The organism is Lysinibacillus sp. fls2-241-R2A-57 (assembly GCF_030209535.1).
Classification (GTDB): Bacteria; Bacillota; Bacilli; order Bacillales_A; family Planococcaceae; genus Lysinibacillus.
In genome coordinates this window covers 122,771-142,425 of the sequence record NZ_JARVRU010000002.1, presented here as the reverse complement: position 1 = coordinate 142,425, position 19,655 = coordinate 122,771, and the positions used below count along the sequence as shown (strand labels likewise).

Genomic DNA, 19,655 nt, shown 5'->3' with positions numbered 1-19,655 from the left:
ACAGGCGCGTAAATGCGTTTTTCTTAAGAGAGGTGGATTACATGACACAACCAATTCTGAACGATGAACAAAAGCTGTGGAACCGTTGGATACATGAGCGCGATCCAGATGCTGGTGATTTACTAATAAAAAAATATATTTCTCTAGTATCTTATCATGTACAGCGTATTGGTGCGGGTTTACCAAAGAGTGTATCTCGAGATGATTTAACAAGCTTAGGCATGGTAGGACTTTTTGATGCGTTAAATAAATTTGATATTAATAGAGATTTGAAATTTGATACATATGCTTCTTTTAGAGTAAGAGGAGCAATTATAGATGGTTTACGTAAGGAAGATTGGTTGCCACGTTCAGCTCGTGAAAAGGCTAAAAAATTAGATGCACAAATTGAACATTTAGAACAAAAATATATGCGTCATGTAACACCTGAAGAGCTTGCGGAGCATATGGTTTTACCTGTTGAGGAAGTTTACCAAACTGTACAGGAACATTTCTTTTCAAATGTTCTTTCCATTAATGAGCAGCAAGATCAAGATGAAACGGATGGAAAGTCATTTGTTATCCGTGATGATACGACTGAGACACCTGAACAAGCTGTTGTTAAATCAGAATTACTGGAGGACTTAGCTGAAAATATCCAAAAGCTAAATGATAAAGAGCAGCTGGTGCTTAGTTTATTTTATACAGAAGAATTGACATTAACAGAAATTGGGGAAATGCTTGAACTATCAACGTCACGTATTTCACAAATCCACTCTAAGGCACTATTAAAGTTAAGAAAATTATTATCCAACGAAATGATTAATGTGTAATAATCGTATATACCTACTATTGAAGGAGTGAGTCAAATGAGTTTAAAGGGTGTCGAACTACAAATAGCTATTCCGAAAACATTTGAAGCTGGGAAAATGGCGGATCAGGCACAACAACAAGTTTTGGCTCAGCAAGTACATGCAAATGAAGCGTTAAAAAAAGAAATAGAACGCAAGCAAAAAGTTGTGAATACTTCAGAGGGTATGGATGAGATTGGTGAGGAAGAAGAAGCGGGTGGCGAGTATATAAAAGGTACTCGAAAAAAGAAAAAAAGTAATAACGAAGAGCCGAAAAAACAAGCTCAACATCCGTTTAAGGGTAATTTCGTGGATTTTAGTGGATAGGAGTATATTATGACAACCATATTAATTGCGGTTCTATTTTTTTTACAGTTACTTTCATTTTATTTCCTTATCATTTTAAATACAAAACTAGCAAAATTTAAAGATTTAGAAATAAAGCAAGAACGTTTAATGCGTGAAATGGATGATACTATAAGTGTTTATTTAGCTGAAATGAAAGATGAAAACGATCGTTTGATTCAAGAGTTGCAAAGAGTTTCAAAGTCTGAAACTACAACGGATGCTGTTAAACAGGTAGAGCAGACTGTGAGACAAAAGGAGCAGGAGCAACCTCCTTCTCTGACAGAGGAAGAAAGCATAGTAGACGGTTCTAGTAGTCTAAATAATGAACCGCGAATTTATGTGCCCAAAAATATCGCAGCCAATGCTTATTCACGCCAGCAACAAACAGGAGCAAAGTCTGAAGCTAAGATGGTACATTCAGCCCAACAACCGGCAATACGAAAAGACGAAGCGAAGCCATTAACAATCGAACAACAAGCTATTAAATTAGCGAAACAAGGTAAAACTTCAGAAGAAATTGCAAAACAGCTTCAAAAAGGAAAAACAGAAATCGAGCTTTTATTGAAATTTCATAACTAAAACAGTTGCTAATAGGGTAAAGCTATGATATAGTTGCAAATGGTGTTATTAATACACACGCATTTTGATGTAGTAAGTGGTGCTCTAAGCTTAGGGTAGCTTGTTGCAAGTGATAAATGCGGAGGATAAAAACCAAACATACTAGGAGGAAATACACATGTCAGTAATTTCTATGAAACAATTACTTGAAGCTGGTGTACATTTCGGTCACCAAACTCGTCGTTGGAACCCAAAAATGAAGAAATATATCTTCGTTGAGCGTAACGGGATCTACATCATCGACTTACAAAAAACTGTTAAAAAATTAGAGGAAGCTTATGACTTCATGCGTCAAGTTGGTCAAGACGGTGGTAAAGTTCTTTTCGTTGGTACGAAAAAACAAGCACAAGAAGCGATCAAAGATGAAGCTGAACGTTCAGGCAACTACTACATCAACCAACGTTGGTTAGGTGGTACTCTTACAAACTTCGGTACTATTCAAAAACGTGTTGCACGTATGAAAGCAATCGAAAAAATGGAAGAAGACGGAACTTTTGAAGTTCTTCCTAAAAAAGAAGTAATCCAACTTAAAAAAGAACACGAACGTCTAATCAAATTCTTAGGCGGTATCCGTGATATGCACGCTCTTCCAGACGTAATGTTCGTGGTTGACCCACGCAAAGAACGCATTGCTGTTGCAGAAGCTATTAAATTAAACATCCCTCTAGTAGGTATTGTTGATACTAACTGTGATCCAGATGAAATCGACTACGTAATCCCTGCTAATGATGATGCTATTCGCGCTGTTAAACTTTTAACTGCTAAAATGGCTGACGCTTTAATCGAGTCAAAACAAGGTGAAGAAGAAGCTCCAGCTGTAGAAGCTGCTGCTGAGTAATTCACGTTTACAAAAAGGTGATAAGTGGCTCAGGACCCTTATCACCTTTTTTAGAACCTATCACTAAAATTTGTACAACCAATTTGAGGAGGAAACACTAAATGGCAAACATTACTGCACAATTAGTAAAAGAATTACGTGAAAAAACTGGCGCTGGAATGATGGATTGTAAAAAAGCGTTAGTACAAACTGATGGCGATATTGATGCTGCAATCGATTTCCTACGTGAAAAAGGTCTTTCTTCAGCTGCTAAAAAAGCTGACCGTATCGCTGCAGAAGGTACAACTTATATCTTAGAAAATGGTAACGAAGCAATCATCCTTGAAGTAAACGCTGAAACTGACTTCGTTTCTAAAAACGAAAAATTTCAAGTATTAGTTGCTTCTTTAGCTGAGCAATTACTTGCTGCTAAACCTGCAACAGTTGAAGCTGCATTAGAGCTTGCAAATGCTGAAGGTGTGAAAATTGCTGATCAAATTTCAACTGCAGTTGCAACAATCGGTGAAAAAATCACTCTTCGTCGTTTCGAAGTGAAAACAAAAACTGATGCAGATGCATTCGGTTCTTACTTACACATGGGCGGCCGTATCGGTGTATTAGTTACTTTAGAAGGTTCTACAGATGCTGCTGCTGCAAAAGATGTTGCTATGCACATCGCAGCTATTAACCCTACTTATGTTTCTCGCGATGAAGTTTCTGCAGAAGAAGTTGAACGTGAGCGTAAAGTATTAACTGAACAAGCTCTTAACGAAGGTAAACCAGAAAACATCGTAGCGAAAATGGTAGAAGGACGTCTTGGTAAATACTTTGAAGATGTTTGCTTACTTGACCAAACATTCGTTAAAAACTCAGACCAAAAAGTACGTGACTTCGTTGCTTCAACTGGCGGTTCAGTAAATGGCTTCGTACGTTACGCTGTAGGTGAAGGTATCGAAAAACGTGAAGATAACTTCGCTGAAGAAGTAATGAGCCAAGTTAAAGGTAACTAATTTAGCTTGCATTTGATCCTAATCAAATAATATCTAGATTTTCTAGACTAAAAAATGGGGAACACAACATAGCGTGTTCCCTATTTTTCCGAAATTAGCGGAAAAAAGATATAATTGGCTCATTACCAAAAGTTGCGGATAACATTTGTTAAAACCTATGCTATGTATATAAGTTGATCTTCGTTACGACTAGGCGACTCCTTGGGGATCAACGTCATAGATGAGACCCTGGAGCGAGCATCGGGAGTGAAGCAGCTCATCGGACGCCCCAGGAAGCTTTGCTCTGTGCGAAAGAGAAGCGGCCGCGACAATTGTTTTTTCTGTGCGAAAGCGAAGCGGCAGCTACAAAGCGCCCAGCCGGAACAGAAATCAACCAACTTTATGATGATGAGTCACATAATTTTCTATTTTGCCTTATTCATAACTAGAAATTATTGTTATTTATACTATAATGGAAAAGGGAATAGAGATGTTTTAAATAAAGTCTGACGGAGGTTTACAATGAGTGTGCCACAATATAAACGAGTAGTTATTAAATTAAGTGGTGAAGCGTTAGCTGGAGAAGCGGGCTTCGGTTTATCACCAAAAATAATCAAGTCTGTTGCAGAAGAAGTAAAAGAAGTAGTAGATCTTGATGTAGAAGTTGCTGTTGTTGTAGGTGGCGGTAACATATGGCGTGGGAAAATCGGTAGCGAAATGGGCATGGATCGTGCAGCAGCCGATTATATGGGTATGCTAGCGACGGTTATGAACTCTTTAGCGTTACAAGATGCCCTTGAAAAATTAGGGATTGAAACACGTGTACAATCTTCTATTGTGATGACACAAGTAGCAGAGCCATATATTCGTCGTAAAGCAGTTCGTCATCTAGAGAAAAAACGTGTTGTAATTTTTGCAGCAGGTACAGGTAACCCGTTCTTCTCTACTGATACTACTGCTGCATTACGAGCAGCAGAAATCGACGCAGATGCGATTTTAATGGCAAAAAATAATGTAGACGGTGTCTATTCAGCAGATCCAAAGGTAGATACAACTGCCGTTAAATACGATACACTCACATATTTAGACGTTATTCAACAAGGTTTACAAGTAATGGATTCAACAGCTTCTACTTTATGTATGGATAACGATATTCCGTTAATTGTCTTCTCGATTACGGAGCCAGGTAATATTAAACGTGCCGTACAAGGCGAGAAAATTGGAACAGTTGTTAGGAGGAATGCATAATGGCTAAACAAGTTTTAGAACAAGCTAAAGACAAAATGAACAAAACAATTGCCGCTTTTTCACGTGAACTAGCTTCAATCCGTGCAGGTCGTGCAAATGCTTCTCTATTAGATCGCATTACAGTTGATTATTATGGTGCACCAACACCGATTAATCAGCTTGGAGGTGTTTCTGTACCAGAAGCGCGTTTATTAGTTATTACACCTTACGATAAAACAATCTTAGGTGAAATCGAAAAAGCGATTATGAAATCAGATATTGGTATTACACCAACAAATGATGGATCTGTTATTCGTTTAATGATCCCGGCTTTAACAGAAGAGCGTCGTAAAGATCTTGTGAAGCAAGTGAAAAAAGAAGCAGAAGATGCAAAAATCGCTGTACGTAATGTTCGTCGCGATGCTAATGATGATCTGAAAAAACTTGAAAAAGCTGGCGAAATCACAGAAGATGGTCTACGTGGCTACGGTGAAGATATTCAAAAATTAACGGATGAATTCATCGTAAAAGTAGATCAAGTAATGAAAGACAAAGAAAAAGAAATTTTAGAGGTGTAAACAACTCAATTTACATCTCCATGATGGAACTTTTTAATGAGATGAAGGCGTCCTATAAATATCAGGACGTCTTTTCTCTTTACTTTTAAATGATTATGTAAAAGGTTTAGTAAAGTGTTATACATAACTTTAATTGTTTTAGGGAAATACCTTTCATCTAATTTTTCTTTCTTTTAAGATTAAGAAGAACTGTTTTTTACGTAAAGAGAAAAACATTATTGAGGAATGAACGAAATAAGGGAAATACCTCTTAATAATCATACTTGAGCATCCTAAAATGTGTGTAGTTCTAAAATAAGCTAGTTCATACATAGTCAATTTAGAGGGAAAAAAAAGACAAAAAGCGCTTTTGTTTGTTATGATAGGTTAGTATACGTCCGATTAGTTGTAGTGGGGGAGTTAGCATGTTTAAAAAGCTATTAGGTAAACAAATAAAAATGGATACACTATCATTGGAGGAACGTGTTGCCCTTGCTAAAAACGAGCCGATTCCTGCTCATGTAGCGATTATTATGGACGGAAATGGACGTTGGGCGAAGAAACGTGCCATGCCACGTGTTGCTGGACATCATGAAGGTATGAAAACCGTGAGAAAGGTAACTAGATTTGCATCAGATCTAGGTATTAAAGTTTTAACGGTGTATGCGTTCTCTACAGAAAATTGGAAACGACCAAAAAAAGAGGTTGATTTTCTGATGCGTTTACCTGTCGAATTTTTAGGTTCCTTTTTACCTGAAATGATGGAACGCAATGTACGTGTTGAAATGATTGGAGATCCATCTTTGTTGCCTGCACATACTCAAAGAGCATTGTATGAGGCGATGGAGGAGACAAAGCATAATACAGGATTAATTCTAAATTTTGCTCTAAATTATGGAAGCCGTTCAGAAATGGTTTGTGCCATGAAAACAATGCTTCAAAAGGTGCAAGACGGTCAATTAACGATGCAAGACATAACAGAAGAATGCTTGACATCTCATTTAATGACTGCCCATCTGCCAGAGCCAGATTTATTAATTCGTACAAGCGGTGAAGTACGATTAAGTAATTTTATGTTATGGCAGCTCGCCTATACAGAATTTTGGTTTACAGATACATTGTGGCCAGATTTTAGTGAGGAAACCTTACTGGAAGCGGTGGAAAACTATCAGAAACGTAATCGCCGTTACGGTGGGTTGAAGGGAGAAGAAACAACTTGAAACAACGAATTATCACAGCAATAATTGCAGGAGCGCTATTTATTCCATTCGTTATTTATGGAAAAGTGCCATTTACACTACTTGTGCTTGCAATGGCTGTTGTCGGTTTTTATGAAATACTAAAAATGAAAGGTATTTCACTTTTTTCAGTGCCTGGTTTTTTAGGGCTACTAACATTAATACTACTTGTTATACCAAAGGACTGGTCTAGTAAGGTAGTAGAAGCAATTGGCTATTCCTCTGATTTAATGGTTGTGTATGGTCTAATGATGCTATTGCTCATTTACGTAGTCCTTGTAAAAAATAAAATTACATTCGACGAAGTTGCTTTTATTTTATTAGGTGCGTTTTATGTCGGATTAGGCTTCCATTACTTAATTGAAACAAGAAGCTATGGTCTAGAGTTTGTCGTATATTGCTTACTAGTAGTTTGGACAACTGACTCAGGTGCATATTTTGTTGGAAGAAAACTAGGTAAAAATAAGCTATGGCCTGAAATTTCACCGAAGAAAACGGTGGAAGGTTTTGTAGGTGGCATTGTCATTGCCGTAATCTTTGCTGTTGGTATGCAGGCAATTTATCCATTTGCGAATGGTTATGTCTCAATTATTTTCATCACGATCTTTGCGTCAATGATTGGTCAAATGGGCGATTTAGTGGAATCGGCTATAAAGCGTCATTTTGACGTAAAAGATTCAGGCAAAATTTTACCTGGGCATGGCGGTATTTTAGACCGCTTTGATAGTCTACTATTCGTCGTGCCTTTACTACATTTTTTACATCTTTTTGGTAACTAAAAACAATAGTGGCTCATCGGACGCCTCTTAAAAAGCGCCCAGTCAGAACCGTAATCAACTATACGAGTCATAATAATAGCATTTTCTTCTAAAAAGAGTGGTAATAATCATGCTATATCATTTGCTGAGATAGAAAAAGGGGACTAATTGTCGTGAAAAAAATAAGTTTACTTGGTGCAACTGGTTCAATCGGTTGGCAAACCTATGATATTTTAAAAGAACAACAAGATGCCTTTCATTTAGTGGCCTTTTCTTCAGGGAAAAACATCGAAAAAACGCGTGAAATGATTGAAACTTTAAAGCCTGAGCTAGTATCTGTTCAATTAGAAGAGGATGCAATGATGCTCGCTAAAGAATATCCACTAGTCCATTTTACGTTTGGCGCAAAAGGGCTTGTAGAGGTAGCTACACACCCTGATTCAACAGTGCTTGTAAACGCTGTTCTTGGAAGTGTTGGACTAGAATCGACATTAGCCGCAATTCGAATGGGCAAAACAATTGCCATTGCCAATAAAGAGACACTTGTTACTGCTGGACATTTAGTAATGGCTGAGGCAAGGAAATATAATGCAACAATTTTACCGGTTGATAGTGAGCATTCTGCGATTTTTCAGTCAATGAATGGTGAGAATCCAAAAAATATTGAACGTTTAATCATTACAGCTTCTGGTGGTAGCTTCCGTGACAAAACACGTGAGGAGTTGAAGCATGTAACGGTTGCAGATGCACTAAATCATCCGAATTGGTCAATGGGTGCGAAAATAACGATAGATTCAGCTACAATGATGAATAAAGGGTTGGAAGTCATTGAAGCACATGTCTTATTTGATATGCCATATGATAAAATTGATGTACTTTTGCATAGAGAAAGTATTATTCACTCCCTAGTTGAGTATCATGATACTAGTGTCATTGCACAGTTAGGTACACCGGATATGCGTGTACCTATTCAATATGCCTTAAGCTACCCAGATCGTATGCCGCTACATAACGGACAACGACTTAATTTAGCACAAATTGGTCAGTTACATTTTAAAGAAATGGATTTTGAACGTTATCCAGCATTGCGTCTAGCTTATGAGGCTGGTCGTACAGGCGGTACAATTTTAACAGCGATGAATGCGGCGAATGAAGCGGCAGTTGCGGCATTTTTACAAGGGCACATAACATTCCTTGAAATTGACGAAACGATTGAGCGTGTAATGCAGGCACATAACAACGTATTAGTGCCAGATTTGCAAACAATTTTGCATGTAGACAGTGAAACAAGAAAAACAGTGTTAAACATGGTAAAATAACGAGAGAAGATATCGTTAACTATTCGCTTTTAAAGGTGGGGTATTATGCAAACAGCTATTGCATTTATTTTAATATTTGGCCTACTCGTATTCTTCCATGAATTTGGTCACTTCTTGTTTGCGAAACGCGCAGGAATCATGGTTCGAGAATTCGCCATTGGTATGGGACCGAAAATTTATTGGAGAACACATGGTGAAACAATCTATACGGTACGTTTATTGCCGATTGGTGGGTACGTTCGTATGGCTGGTGAGGACATGGATGGCACTGAATTACAACCAGGCTACCGAGTAGGGCTTATTGTAGATGAAGATAATGTTGTAAAGAAAATTATCTTTAATCAAAACAATAAGCAATTACCAGATTTGTTATTTTTAGAAGTTGAACGTGCTGATTTAGAAAAAGAATTGTTTGTAGAAGGTTATGATGAAGAAGAAAAATTAGTTCGTTATAGTGTTGCAAGAGATTGTATGCTTGTAGAAAACGGTAGAGAAACGTTAATTGCACCATATGATCGTCAATTTAATGCTAAAACAGTTGGTCAACGTTCTATGACAATCTTTGCAGGTCCATTGTTTAACTTTATTTTAGCTTTTGTTATTTATTTGCTAATTGGGTTATTTTATGGTGTCCCTACGTATGAGCCAATCATAACAGAAGTTGTAGACAATGATCCAGCTGCACAGGCAGGAATGGTTGCCGGCGATAGAGTAACTGCCATCGACGGACAAGCGGTTGAAAAATGGCAAGACTTAGCTGGCAATGTACAAGATCGTCCAGGTGAAACAATTAATGTAACAATTGAACGAGATGGACAAACAAAAAATCTTCCAATGACCGTTAAAGAAAAGAAAGATGAGAAGACTGGTAAGATTTATGGCCAAATTGGTGTTAAGTATGAGAGTCCACGTGAATTTAATCCATTAAAGGCAGTTGTTTATGGAGCTCAAGAAACCTATAATATGACTGTTAAAATATTTGAGTTGCTTGGTATGTTAATTACTGGTCAATTCACTATAGATGCTCTATCAGGTCCAGTAGGTATTTATAAAGCGACAGAGGCTGTAGCTCAATATGGATTCATGAATTTAATGAATTGGGCTGCAATGTTAAGTATTAACCTTGGGATAATGAACTTACTACCGCTTCCAGCACTTGATGGTGGTCGTCTATTATTCTTCGGCTATGAAGCAGTACGTGGTAAGCCAATTGATCGTCAAAAAGAGGGTCTTGTGCATTTTGTAGGTATCGTATTATTGATGATTCTAATGGTCATCGTTACATGGAACGATATCCAACGATTTTTCTTCTAATTAAATTAAATTAAGTTGAGTTGAGTTTTTCAAGGAAAACATAATTTAGAGAAGCCCTAGCGAATGTTACAATGAGCCAAGGTGAGAACTGATTGAAAACATAGCTTTGAGCGCAATTTTTTTGAAACATTGCGTTCAAAGCTAAATTTGTTTATGCTAATTAGAGTATAAAAACTTATTTATTAAAAAAGGTGGAACACTGAATGAAGCAAAGTAAAACATTTATCCCAACGCTACGTGAAGTACCTGCTGATGCAGAAGTAAAATCACATAAGCAATTACTACGTGCAGGGTTTATTCGTCAAAATACAAGTGGGGTATACTCGTATTTACCGCTTGCAAAACGTGTGTTAACAAAAATAGAAAATATTATTCGTGAAGAAATGGAAGCAATCAATTCAATTGAGCTTTTAATGCCTTCGTTACAATCAGCGGAACTTTGGCAGGAATCAGGTCGCTGGGAAAAATACGGCCCAGAATTAATGCGTTTGAAAGACCGTCATAATCGTGATTTTGCTTTAGGACCAACACATGAAGAAGTGATTACAACTTTAGTACGCGATGAAATTAAATCATATAAAAAATTACCGTTAACACTTTATCAAATTCAAACTAAATTCCGTGATGAAAAACGTCCTCGATTTGGATTACTTCGAGGTAGAGAGTTTATTATGAAAGATGCCTATTCTTTCCATGCGTCACGTGAAAGCTTAGATGAAACATATGATGATATGTACCGTGCCTATTCAAATATCTTCTCTCGTTTAGGTTTAAACTACCGAGCAGTTATTGCAGATGCAGGCTCAATTGGTGGTAAAGGTACACATGAATTTATGGTGCTTTCCGAAATTGGGGAAGATACAATTGCCTATTCTGACACGTCTAATTATGCTGCGAACATCGAAATGGCAGAAGTTCTTGTAGACTATCAACCATCAGATGCAGCATTAAAAGACCTTGAAAAAGTGGCAACACCAGATCAAAAAACAATTGAAGAAGTATCAGCTTTCTTAAATGTTGAGCCTTTAACTGTCATAAAATCTTTAGTGTTTGACGTTGATGGTGAATTAGTTGTTGTACTTGCTCGTGGAGATCACGAAATTAATGATATTAAACTTAAAAATGCGCTTAATGCTGATTCTGTGGAACTTGCTAGTGAAGAGGCAATTCGTGATTTATTAGGCTGTGGTGTTGGTTCAATCGGTCCTGTTAAATTACCAGTAGACATAAAAGTAGTAGCTGACAATGCTATTAAATCAATCTGTAACGGTGTAGCTGGTGCAAATGAGGATGGGTTCCACTTAGTAAACGTTAATCCAGAGCGTGATTTTGCAGTGAATGAATACTTAGATATTCGTTTTATTCAAGAGGGTGATCCATCTCCAGATGGACACGGTATTATCAAATTTGCAGAAGGTATTGAGGTTGGGCATATTTTCAAATTAGGAACAACTTACTCTGCAAAAATGAATGGTACTTTCTTAGACGAGCAAGGTAAGGCACAGCCATTTATTATGGGCTGCTACGGTATTGGTGTATCACGTATTTTAGCTGCTGTTGCTGAACATTTCCAAGATGACAATGGTTTTATTTGGCCAACACAATTAGCTCCTTATGATATTCATGTTGTACCTGTTAATACAAAGGATGAAACACAAGTAGCATTAGCTGATGAGCTGTATGGCTTATTGAAATCATACCGTTATGATGTGTTATTAGATGATCGTGCAGAGCGAGTAGGGGTTAAATTTGCAGATGCTGATTTAATTGGATTACCTGTCCGTGTAACAGTAGGTAAAAAAGCAACTGAAGGTATTGTTGAAGTAAAATTCCGTCAAACAGGCGAAACGTTTGAATGGAAAAAAGAAGAGGTCATTGATCGTTTAAATGAATTTTTCCGCAAAAATTAACTCCTTTCAGCTGAAGTCTCCCACCTCAATGGTGGTGAGATGAGCTACGTTTCAGTGGGTGTCCAAGCACCAGCTGAAAGAAGTTAATGCCTCCGGACGCAATTATACCGAGGCATAATTGATTTTCCTTTAGAACTGCTTGTCCCCAAAAAGGATGAAAATGGCATTAAATAGATAAAAAATTCGCGCCACTTCTCGGGGACAGCGAGCCAAGCATGAATTCATAGATGTTTAGGATTTGTGAGGCTTGATGGTCACCTGCGGAAAGGGAGCGAATTTTTTCTTTGATTCGTAAACGTTGCTTAGGAATACAATAAGGGGCTTTTAACATTGCCTCTTTCTGGAAAGTAGGTGTCAATAGATTGGAACAGCAACAAGAAGCAAGAACGAGGTTTCAAATGCTCTTGCAGCAACTAGAGTTAACAGATGATGTGTATATGTCCTTTTTTGAAGAAGGTGAATTATCACGGTTAACCGTACACAAAAAGAACAGGCTATGGAACTTTACTATAAAATTACAAGGTATACTGCCTTTTCCGCTATATCAACTTTTTCGTACTCGTTTAGCTGAGAAATTTTCAGCTATCGCTGAAATCCACACAACCTTTGATACGGAAGAGAAAAATGTGACGGAGGAGCTTGTCCAACAATATTGGTTAACAGTAGTAGAGCAAATCGATGAGATGGCACCAACTTTAAAAAATTGCCTAGTATCGCAAGTGCCTATGTGGAATGGGCAAAAAATTACGTTATCCTGTATGCAGGAAATGGAATTTATGATGCTGAAAACAAAGTATGCAGAAAAGCTATCTGCAAGCTATACTCAGTTCGGCTTTCCACATATTGTGCTCGATTTCGTGCTGCAAGATCAAACAGAAGAAATGATTGCGGCACAGGAAGCTTTCATGGAGCAGAGGCGTTTAGAAGAAGCCGCTTTAGCTCAGCAAGCGATAGAAGATTACCAAAAACGTGAGAAGGAGAAGAAAGAAAATCCGGCTCTTGCCAATCTTGGTGATCGACCATTCCAGCTTGGTATGTTAATTAAAGATGATGAAACAATGGAAATTAAACGCATTGTTGAGGAAGAACGTCGTGTAATCATTGAAGGCTTTGTATTCGATGCAGAAGTTAAAGAGCTGAAAAGCGGTCGTTCTTTGTTGCAAATTAAAATTACCGACTATACGGATTCCATCGTTGTAAAAATGTTCTCACGTGATAATGATGATGCGGAACTTATGCAACATTTGAAGAAGGGTATGTGGGTAAAAGTACGAGGCTCCGTACAAACTGACACATTCATTCGTGATTTAATCGTGATGGCAAATGATATCAATGAAATCAAAAAAGAAACACGACAAGATAAGGCACCAGAGGGAGAAAAACGAGCTGAATTGCATTTGCATACACCAATGAGCACAATGGACGCTGTTACACCAGTTGATCGACTTGTTGCGCAGGCTGCGAAGTGGGGGCATCCAGCCGTGGCTATTACCGACCATGCTGTTGTACAATCCTTCCCAGAGGCATATGCAGCAGGGAAGAAACATGGTATAAAAGTTATTTACGGTTTGGAAGCGAATTTAGTAGATGATGGTGTTCCGATTGCTTATGCAGCTGAGCATCGATTACTAGATGATGATACTTATGTCGTGTTTGACGTAGAGACGACAGGTCTATCTACTGCTTACGATACGATTATTGAGCTTGCCGCGGTGAAAATTAAAGATGGGCAGGTAATCGACAAATACGAAAGCTTTGCCAATCCCCATCACCCACTTTCGGCGACGACTATTGAACTGACAGGCATTACAGATGATATGGTACGTAACGCGCCAGAAGTGGAACAAGTCATTAAGGAGTTCCATGCATTTATTGGAGATGGTATTGTAGTAGCCCATAATGCATCGTTTGATATTGGCTTTTTATACACAGGCTATAAAAAATTTGGGCTAGAGGGAACAATTCATCCTGTTATTGATACGTTGGAGCTTGCCAGATTGCTTTATCCAACGATGAAAAACCACCGTTTAAATACACTTTGTAAAAAATTCAATATTGATTTAACTCAGCATCACCGAGCTATTTATGATACAGAAGCAACTGGCTTCTTACTTTTACAGCTGTTAAAAGATGCAGATGAATTAGGTATTAAATATCACGATGACTTTAATAAGCATATCGGGGGCGGGGATGCTTATAAAAAAGGACGACCAATGCATTGCACGATATTAGCAGTAGACAATGCTGGACTAAAAAATTTATTTAAATTAGTTACCCACTCCCATACAAAAACTTTCTATCGTGTACCTCGTGTAACACGAGCGGTCCTAGAGCAATATAGAGAAGGTTTATTAGTCGGATCAGGTTGTAGTAATGGTGAATTATTTGAGACAATGATGAATAAATCCCCAGAGGAAGCAGAGCAAGTTGCGAGATTTTATGATTATATTGAAGTTCAACCTAAGGCAGTGTATGCACCGTTAATTGAGCGTAATGTCGTACATGATGAATGGACACTTGAAGATATTATTCGCAAGTTAGTAAAGCTAGGGAAGAAGATCGATAAACCTGTTGTAGCAACCGGTAATGTGCATTACTTAGATCCGATAGATGGAATGTTCAGACAAATACTAGTTGGCTCTCAAGGTGGTGCCAACATATTAAATAGATCAAAGCTGCCTGAGGTTCATTTTAGAACAACTGATGAAATGCTAGCGGAATTTGACTTTTTAGGACCAGATCTTGCGAAAGAAGTAGTTGTCACAAACTCTCAAAAGGTCGCCGATATGATTGGTGATGTAAAGCCAATTAAAGATGATTTATACACACCAAAAATTGAAGGCTCAGATGATGAGGTTACAAATTTAACCTATGAAATGGCTCATCTTATATACGGAGAAGAGCTACCAGAAATCGTGAAGGCCCGAATTGAAAAAGAATTAAAGTCAATTTTAGGCCATGGTTTCGGAGTAATTTATTTAATTTCAGCGAAGCTTGTGAAAAAGTCATTAGCGGATGGTTACTTAGTAGGTTCTCGTGGTTCTGTAGGATCTTCTTTAGTGGCAACCTTTATGGAGATTACTGAGGTAAATCCACTTCCACCTCATTATGTTTGTCCAAATTGTAAGCATTCAGAGTTTTTTAATGACGGTTCAGTAAGCTCAGGCTTTGACTTACCAAATAAAGATTGTACGGAATGTGGAACACCTTATAAAAAAGATGGACAAGACATTCCGTTCGAAACGTTCCTTGGCTTTAAAGGGGATAAGGTACCTGATATTGATTTGAGTGCGACACGTTGTTAACTGAAAAGGTTAACCACCTTAATTGGTAGAACTGCTATTTCAAAGTGTGGAATGACAGAGTAACGTCTTGAAACACACTCGCTAAAGCTACGACAAGCGTGGACGGTATTGCAAACACCAAAACGTTTGAAGCTCGTTAAAGTAGGCTGAAGTTCACCCAAACAGTTCGGCTGTGGAAAGAGGGATAGAAATCTCTTGTGAATGATAGGTCTGGCGTCTATAAAATTCCTATGGTTAGTAGCGGTAGAATCATCGAGACGAACCCTCGACTGACTTTTCGTAAATGTCACGTAGTAGAAATGCTACGGGGTCCAGTGAGGACTTCTAGGTGTGGATGAGTAAGCGTTTGGTTATGAAAATCCATATTGTGTTACAGGCACAATCCAACCTAGCGGAATTTAGAGGGAACCTACGGGAATTATGTACAGATAGAAATAGTGGAACGTGTGAAGCTCCTAACGTAAGAGAAGGTTGCACTTCAATGACGACGGTGTATGGAAAGGCAAAATAGCTATAACATACTTTAAAGGAGTGGCAGTAGTGCCGTAGTACCGACGAAGAAATGCTGTTGATGACTGAATAACCAATAAGTCGGAGGGAAAAACATTTCAGAGGGAAGGGCACAAGTCGTTAACGTTGAAACAAAACCTACAATAAGTCAGATTCGTGTATGACTAAAGAGAACGAAAACTTCGTAAAGGAAGTGATTAGTTGGCTGACTTAATGATTCAAAAGTTAAGAAATAACGAATATTTTGGCTTACAAGAGACATTTGATAATCTCTTTAAAGAAAGTGAAAAGGGTCGATACTTTACAGATATTTATAAGCTGATTATTTCTGAAGAAAATATTTTACTTGCTTTTCGTAACCTAAAAAGTAATACAGGTAGTAAAACGAAAGGTACAAACGGACACACAATTAAACATTTAAACAAAATGAATGCCGACAAGCTAATAAAGATAATAAGGAAAAGACTTGAAAACTATACACCACATTCGGTTAAAAGGTTGTTTATTCCGAAGCCAAACGGAAAAATGAGACCACTTGGAATACCTACAATTGAAGATAGATTGATTCAGCAAATGTTCCTTCAAGTTTTGGAGCCGATTGTAGAAGCTAGGTTTCATCCTCAAAGCTACGGATTTAGACCAAAAAGAAGCACACATGATGCATTAGCGAGATGTTATCATTTGGTAAATCATAGTCATCAACACTTTGTGGTCGATATAGATATAAAAGGATTTTTTGATAACGTTAATCATAAAAAGCTTATGAGGCAATTATGGACAATTGGTATAAGGGACCAAAAAGTTTTAACAATTATTAAAAAGATGCTAAGAGCTGAAATTACTGGTGAAGGTATTCCAACAAAGGGAACTCCCCAAGGCGGTATCTTATCCCCGCTTCTTGCTAATATAGTATTGAACGAATTAGATTGGTGGGTATCGAATCAGTGGGAATCAAAGCCAACGGAAGTACCTTATAAACTGAAACGAAATAAAACGGATGCTCTAAAGAAAACAAGGCTAAAGCCTATGTACCTTGTTAGATATGCAGATGATTTTAAAATCTTTACAAACTCTTTTGAAAACGCCCGAAAGATTAAAATAGCTGTTGAAAAATGGCTAAAAGAGCGATTAAGGCTTGAGGTAAGCAAAGAAAAGAGTAAAATCACAAATCTTCGTAAAAATGGTACAGATTTTTTAGGGATACGATTTAGGGCTGTTCAAAAAGGTAACGCTAAAACAGGGTATATCGTAAATTCTAAAATGGACCCTAAAGCAAAAGAAAAAGTGCAAGGGGTTATAAGGTATCAGTTAGTTAAACTTAGAAAAAGTCCTACTCCAGAAAAAGTGATGAACTTTAATGCTAATATTCTTGGACTGCATAACTATTACAAAATTGCGACCAGGATATCACAAGATTTCAATGCAATAAGACATAAAGTTCATCCAAATATCAAATCATTGTTGTTTAGAAACATATTTGTGAAAACGAAGGAAACAAACAATGTCATTGATAAATTTTATGGGGGTTACAATTATCAAAGATTTAAAAGTAATGGATTGCTGGTATATCCTATTGAAGCAATTCGACATGATATACGAGGACAAAGAAAGCCTGAATTTACGATTTACAATGAGAAAGACAGGTCCTTAATTCATAAAGATTTAAAACATGTGTCTGTTCGTGAAATTGAGATGTTTCGTAAAGGAATATATAAAGCTAAGAGTGTTTTGTATGAAAATAATCGCCTGAGTAAGTATGTGGCTCAAAAAGGGAGTTGCGGTATAACAGGAGAAAGACTTACTCCACATCAAGCCGTTTGTCATCATATTAAGCCGACAGCTCACGGTGGAACTGACGACTATGATAACTTGATTATTATCAACAGGAGTTATCACATGCTTGTCCATACAAAGGACCCGCTCGCTAATAAAAATTATGTAAAGATATTAGCTCGATTCGAAAAGAAAGCAATAAATAAATTAAACGAACTAAGAACGGAAGTAGGAAATCCAAAGCTTAGTTTATAAATTTCAACAAAGTTAACGATGGAACGCCGTATGACGCCGAAAGGGTCACGTACGGTGTGGGACGGGGGAAAAGCTGGAGATCATATCAAACGCTTACCTATCGTCATATTTTTCCGGTGAATATCAACCACAAGCCCATAACTACACGAAGGTACTATTCGGTGAAGATTATGTATATCGTGCTGGGACAATCGGTACAGTTGCGGAGAAAACAGCGTATGGCTACGTAAAAGGCTATGCTAATGATAACAACCTACATTTCCGCGGCGCTGAGGTAGATCGATTAGTGCAAGGCTGTACAGGCGTAAAACGTACAACAGGACAGCACCCTGGGGGGATTATCGTAGTACCAGACTATATGGATATTTTCGACTTCTCACCAGTGCAATTTCCTGCGGATGCACAGGACTCAGAATGGCGTACAACACACTTTGATTTCCATTCTATTCACGATAATATTTTAAAACTGGATATTCTCGGGCACGATGATCCGACTGTGATTCGGATGTTGCAGGATCTATCAGGAATAGATCCAAAAACCATTCCGACAGATGATCCAATCGTTATGAAAATCTTTAGTTCTCCAGAATCTTTAGGCGTAACAGAAAAACAAATCGGTTGTAAGACGGGAACATTGGGCATACCTGAGTTTGGTACTCGTTTTGTGCGCCAAATGCTTGAAGATACAAAACCATCAACATTCTCGGAGCTTGTGCAAATTTCAGGACTTTCACACGGTACAGACGTGTGGCTCGGCAATGCACAAGAATTAATTCAAAATGGTACATGTGTACTGAAAGAAGTAATTGGCTGTCGTGACGATATTATGGTGTATTTAATTTACCAAGGGCTAGAACCGTCACTGGCGTTTAAAATTATGGAATCCGTACGTAAAGGGAAAGGATTATCTGACGAGTTTGAAGCAGAGATGTTAGCGAATAAAGTACCGGGCTGGTATATCGATTCATGCAAAAAGATTAAATACATGTTCCCGAAAGCCCATGCTGCCGCGTACGTGTTAATGGCAGTGCGTATTGCATGGTTTAAGGTACATTTCCCAATCCTTTATTACGCAGCGTATTTCACAGTTCGTGCAGATGATTTTGATTTAATTGCGATGGTACAGGGTCCGCAAATGATTCGTGCAAAAATTGATGAAATCAATATGAAGGGCTTAGATGCTTCCACAAAAGAAAAAAACCTATTAACTGTAATGGAACTAGCACTTGAAATGTGTGAGCGTGGTATGAGCTTCCAGAAGGTGGACTTATATCGTTCGCAGGCTAGTGAATTTATAATTGATGGGAACTCTTTAATTCCACCATTCGACGCGATTCCTGGACTTGGTACGAACGTTGCTAAACAAATTGTGGTAGCACGAGAGGACGGAGAATTTTTATCGAAGGAAGATTTACAGCAACGAGGTCGTGTATCCAAGACATTAATAGAATACATGGATCAATTGGGCTGTTTAGAGGGAATGCCAGATGCTAATCAGTTATCACTTTTCTAAAATAAGAAGGTTAGTCTGAAGGCATCTTCATCAATAACAAATAACTTATAAGCCTTATGTTCAAAATAAGGCTTATAAAGTTGAGGGTGACATTTGTTAAAATGTATACCATGTTAAAAGTTGATCTTCGGTACGGCTAAGCCACTCCTTGGGGATTAGCGGCTTAGAGGACACACTGGAGCGAGCAGGCAGAGGAACGAAGGCTAAAAACATCACGTCCTGTGATAACGCCTTCGTGACCTACATCGTGTAGGCCCAAGCTGCTCATCGGACGCCCCCAGGAAGCTTTGCTCTGTGCGAAAGCGAAGCGACAGCAACAAATGTTTTATCTGCGCGAAAGCGAAGCGTCAGCGGCAAAGCGCCTAGCCAGAACG

14 protein-coding genes and 2 pseudogenes are annotated in these 19,655 nt (G+C 38.1%); all 16 read left to right on the top strand.

Annotated elements, in window-relative coordinates:
• Window positions 1–41 precede the first annotated feature (41 nt).
• The gene (locus tag QRN68_RS00775; protein WP_285394652.1) at window positions 42–812 is read left to right on the top strand and encodes a FliA/WhiG family RNA polymerase sigma factor; all 771 of its coding nucleotides are present in this window, start codon (window positions 42–44) and stop codon (window positions 810–812) included.
• Window positions 813–848: 36 nt separating this feature from the next.
• Window positions 849–1,157: an RNA polymerase subunit sigma gene (locus tag QRN68_RS00770; protein ID WP_285394651.1), complete on the top strand. Its 309-nt coding sequence runs from the start codon at window positions 849–851 to the stop codon at window positions 1,155–1,157.
• Between the two features lie 9 nt (window positions 1,158–1,166).
• The gene (locus QRN68_RS00765) at window positions 1,167–1,757 is read left to right on the top strand and encodes a hypothetical protein (protein WP_285394650.1); all 591 of its coding nucleotides are present in this window, start codon (window positions 1,167–1,169) and stop codon (window positions 1,755–1,757) included.
• A gap of 157 nt (window positions 1,758–1,914) precedes the next feature.
• The gene (gene rpsB, locus QRN68_RS00760) at window positions 1,915–2,634 is read left to right on the top strand and encodes a 30S ribosomal protein S2 (protein ID WP_049668466.1); all 720 of its coding nucleotides are present in this window, start codon (window positions 1,915–1,917) and stop codon (window positions 2,632–2,634) included.
• A gap of 101 nt (window positions 2,635–2,735) precedes the next feature.
• The gene (gene tsf / locus QRN68_RS00755) at window positions 2,736–3,623 is read left to right on the top strand and encodes a translation elongation factor Ts (protein WP_285394649.1); all 888 of its coding nucleotides are present in this window, start codon (window positions 2,736–2,738) and stop codon (window positions 3,621–3,623) included.
• Window positions 3,624–3,824: 201 nt separating this feature from the next.
• Window positions 3,825–4,112 (top strand): hypothetical protein, encoded by a 288-nt coding sequence (locus QRN68_RS00750; RefSeq protein WP_285394648.1) that lies wholly within the window; start codon window positions 3,825–3,827, stop codon window positions 4,110–4,112.
• A 12-nt stretch (window positions 4,113–4,124) separates the two neighbouring features.
• A complete protein-coding gene (gene pyrH / locus QRN68_RS00745) occupies window positions 4,125–4,850 on the top strand; it encodes a UMP kinase (protein WP_285394647.1) in 726 nt (241 codons plus the stop codon).
• Window positions 4,850–5,407: a ribosome recycling factor gene (gene frr / locus QRN68_RS00740; RefSeq protein WP_285394645.1), complete on the top strand. Its 558-nt coding sequence runs from the start codon at window positions 4,850–4,852 to the stop codon at window positions 5,405–5,407. The genes pyrH and frr overlap by 1 nt, the downstream gene beginning before the upstream one ends.
• 404 nt (window positions 5,408–5,811) lie before the next feature.
• A complete protein-coding gene (locus tag QRN68_RS00735) occupies window positions 5,812–6,606 on the top strand; it encodes an isoprenyl transferase (protein ID WP_285394643.1) in 795 nt (264 codons plus the stop codon).
• Window positions 6,603–7,403, top strand: coding sequence for a phosphatidate cytidylyltransferase (locus QRN68_RS00730; protein ID WP_285394642.1), 801 nt, complete (start codon window positions 6,603–6,605; stop codon window positions 7,401–7,403). The genes QRN68_RS00735 and QRN68_RS00730 overlap by 4 nt, the downstream gene beginning before the upstream one ends.
• Before the next feature lie 152 nt (window positions 7,404–7,555).
• A complete protein-coding gene (gene dxr / locus QRN68_RS00725; RefSeq protein ID WP_285394640.1) occupies window positions 7,556–8,701 on the top strand; it encodes a 1-deoxy-D-xylulose-5-phosphate reductoisomerase in 1,146 nt (381 codons plus the stop codon).
• A gap of 45 nt (window positions 8,702–8,746) precedes the next feature.
• On the top strand, window positions 8,747–10,015 hold the full coding sequence (rseP, locus tag QRN68_RS00720; protein WP_285394639.1) for an RIP metalloprotease RseP: 1,269 nt from the start codon (window positions 8,747–8,749) through the stop codon (window positions 10,013–10,015).
• Between the two features lie 203 nt (window positions 10,016–10,218).
• On the top strand, window positions 10,219–11,925 hold the full coding sequence (locus QRN68_RS00715; protein WP_285394638.1) for a proline--tRNA ligase: 1,707 nt from the start codon (window positions 10,219–10,221) through the stop codon (window positions 11,923–11,925).
• Window positions 11,926–12,287: 362 nt separating this feature from the next.
• Window positions 12,288–15,215: pseudogene (locus QRN68_RS00710) on the top strand (PolC-type DNA polymerase III); the annotation flags it as partial.
• 726 nt (window positions 15,216–15,941) lie between these two features.
• Window positions 15,942–17,768: a group II intron reverse transcriptase/maturase gene (ltrA, locus tag QRN68_RS00705; RefSeq protein WP_285394636.1), complete on the top strand. Its 1,827-nt coding sequence runs from the start codon at window positions 15,942–15,944 to the stop codon at window positions 17,766–17,768.
• A 109-nt stretch (window positions 17,769–17,877) separates the two neighbouring features.
• Window positions 17,878–19,281, top strand: a pseudogene (locus tag QRN68_RS00700) (PolC-type DNA polymerase III); the annotation flags it as partial.
• Window positions 19,282–19,655: the final 374 nt, after the last annotated feature.

Coding starts and splice junctions, on each gene's coding strand:
- QRN68_RS00775 (WP_285394652.1), top strand. CDS start 42: ATGACACAACCAATTCTGAACGATGAACAAAAGCTGTGGAACCGTTGG.
- QRN68_RS00770 (WP_285394651.1), top strand. CDS start 849: ATGAGTTTAAAGGGTGTCGAACTACAAATAGCTATTCCGAAAACATTT.
- QRN68_RS00765 (WP_285394650.1), top strand. CDS start 1,167: ATGACAACCATATTAATTGCGGTTCTATTTTTTTTACAGTTACTTTCA.
- rpsB (WP_049668466.1), top strand. CDS start 1,915: ATGTCAGTAATTTCTATGAAACAATTACTTGAAGCTGGTGTACATTTC.
- tsf (WP_285394649.1), top strand. CDS start 2,736: ATGGCAAACATTACTGCACAATTAGTAAAAGAATTACGTGAAAAAACT.
- pyrH (WP_285394647.1), top strand. CDS start 4,125: ATGAGTGTGCCACAATATAAACGAGTAGTTATTAAATTAAGTGGTGAA.
- frr (WP_285394645.1), top strand. CDS start 4,850: ATGGCTAAACAAGTTTTAGAACAAGCTAAAGACAAAATGAACAAAACA.
- QRN68_RS00735 (WP_285394643.1), top strand. CDS start 5,812: ATGTTTAAAAAGCTATTAGGTAAACAAATAAAAATGGATACACTATCA.
- rseP (WP_285394639.1), top strand. CDS start 8,747: ATGCAAACAGCTATTGCATTTATTTTAATATTTGGCCTACTCGTATTC.
- QRN68_RS00715 (WP_285394638.1), top strand. CDS start 10,219: ATGAAGCAAAGTAAAACATTTATCCCAACGCTACGTGAAGTACCTGCT.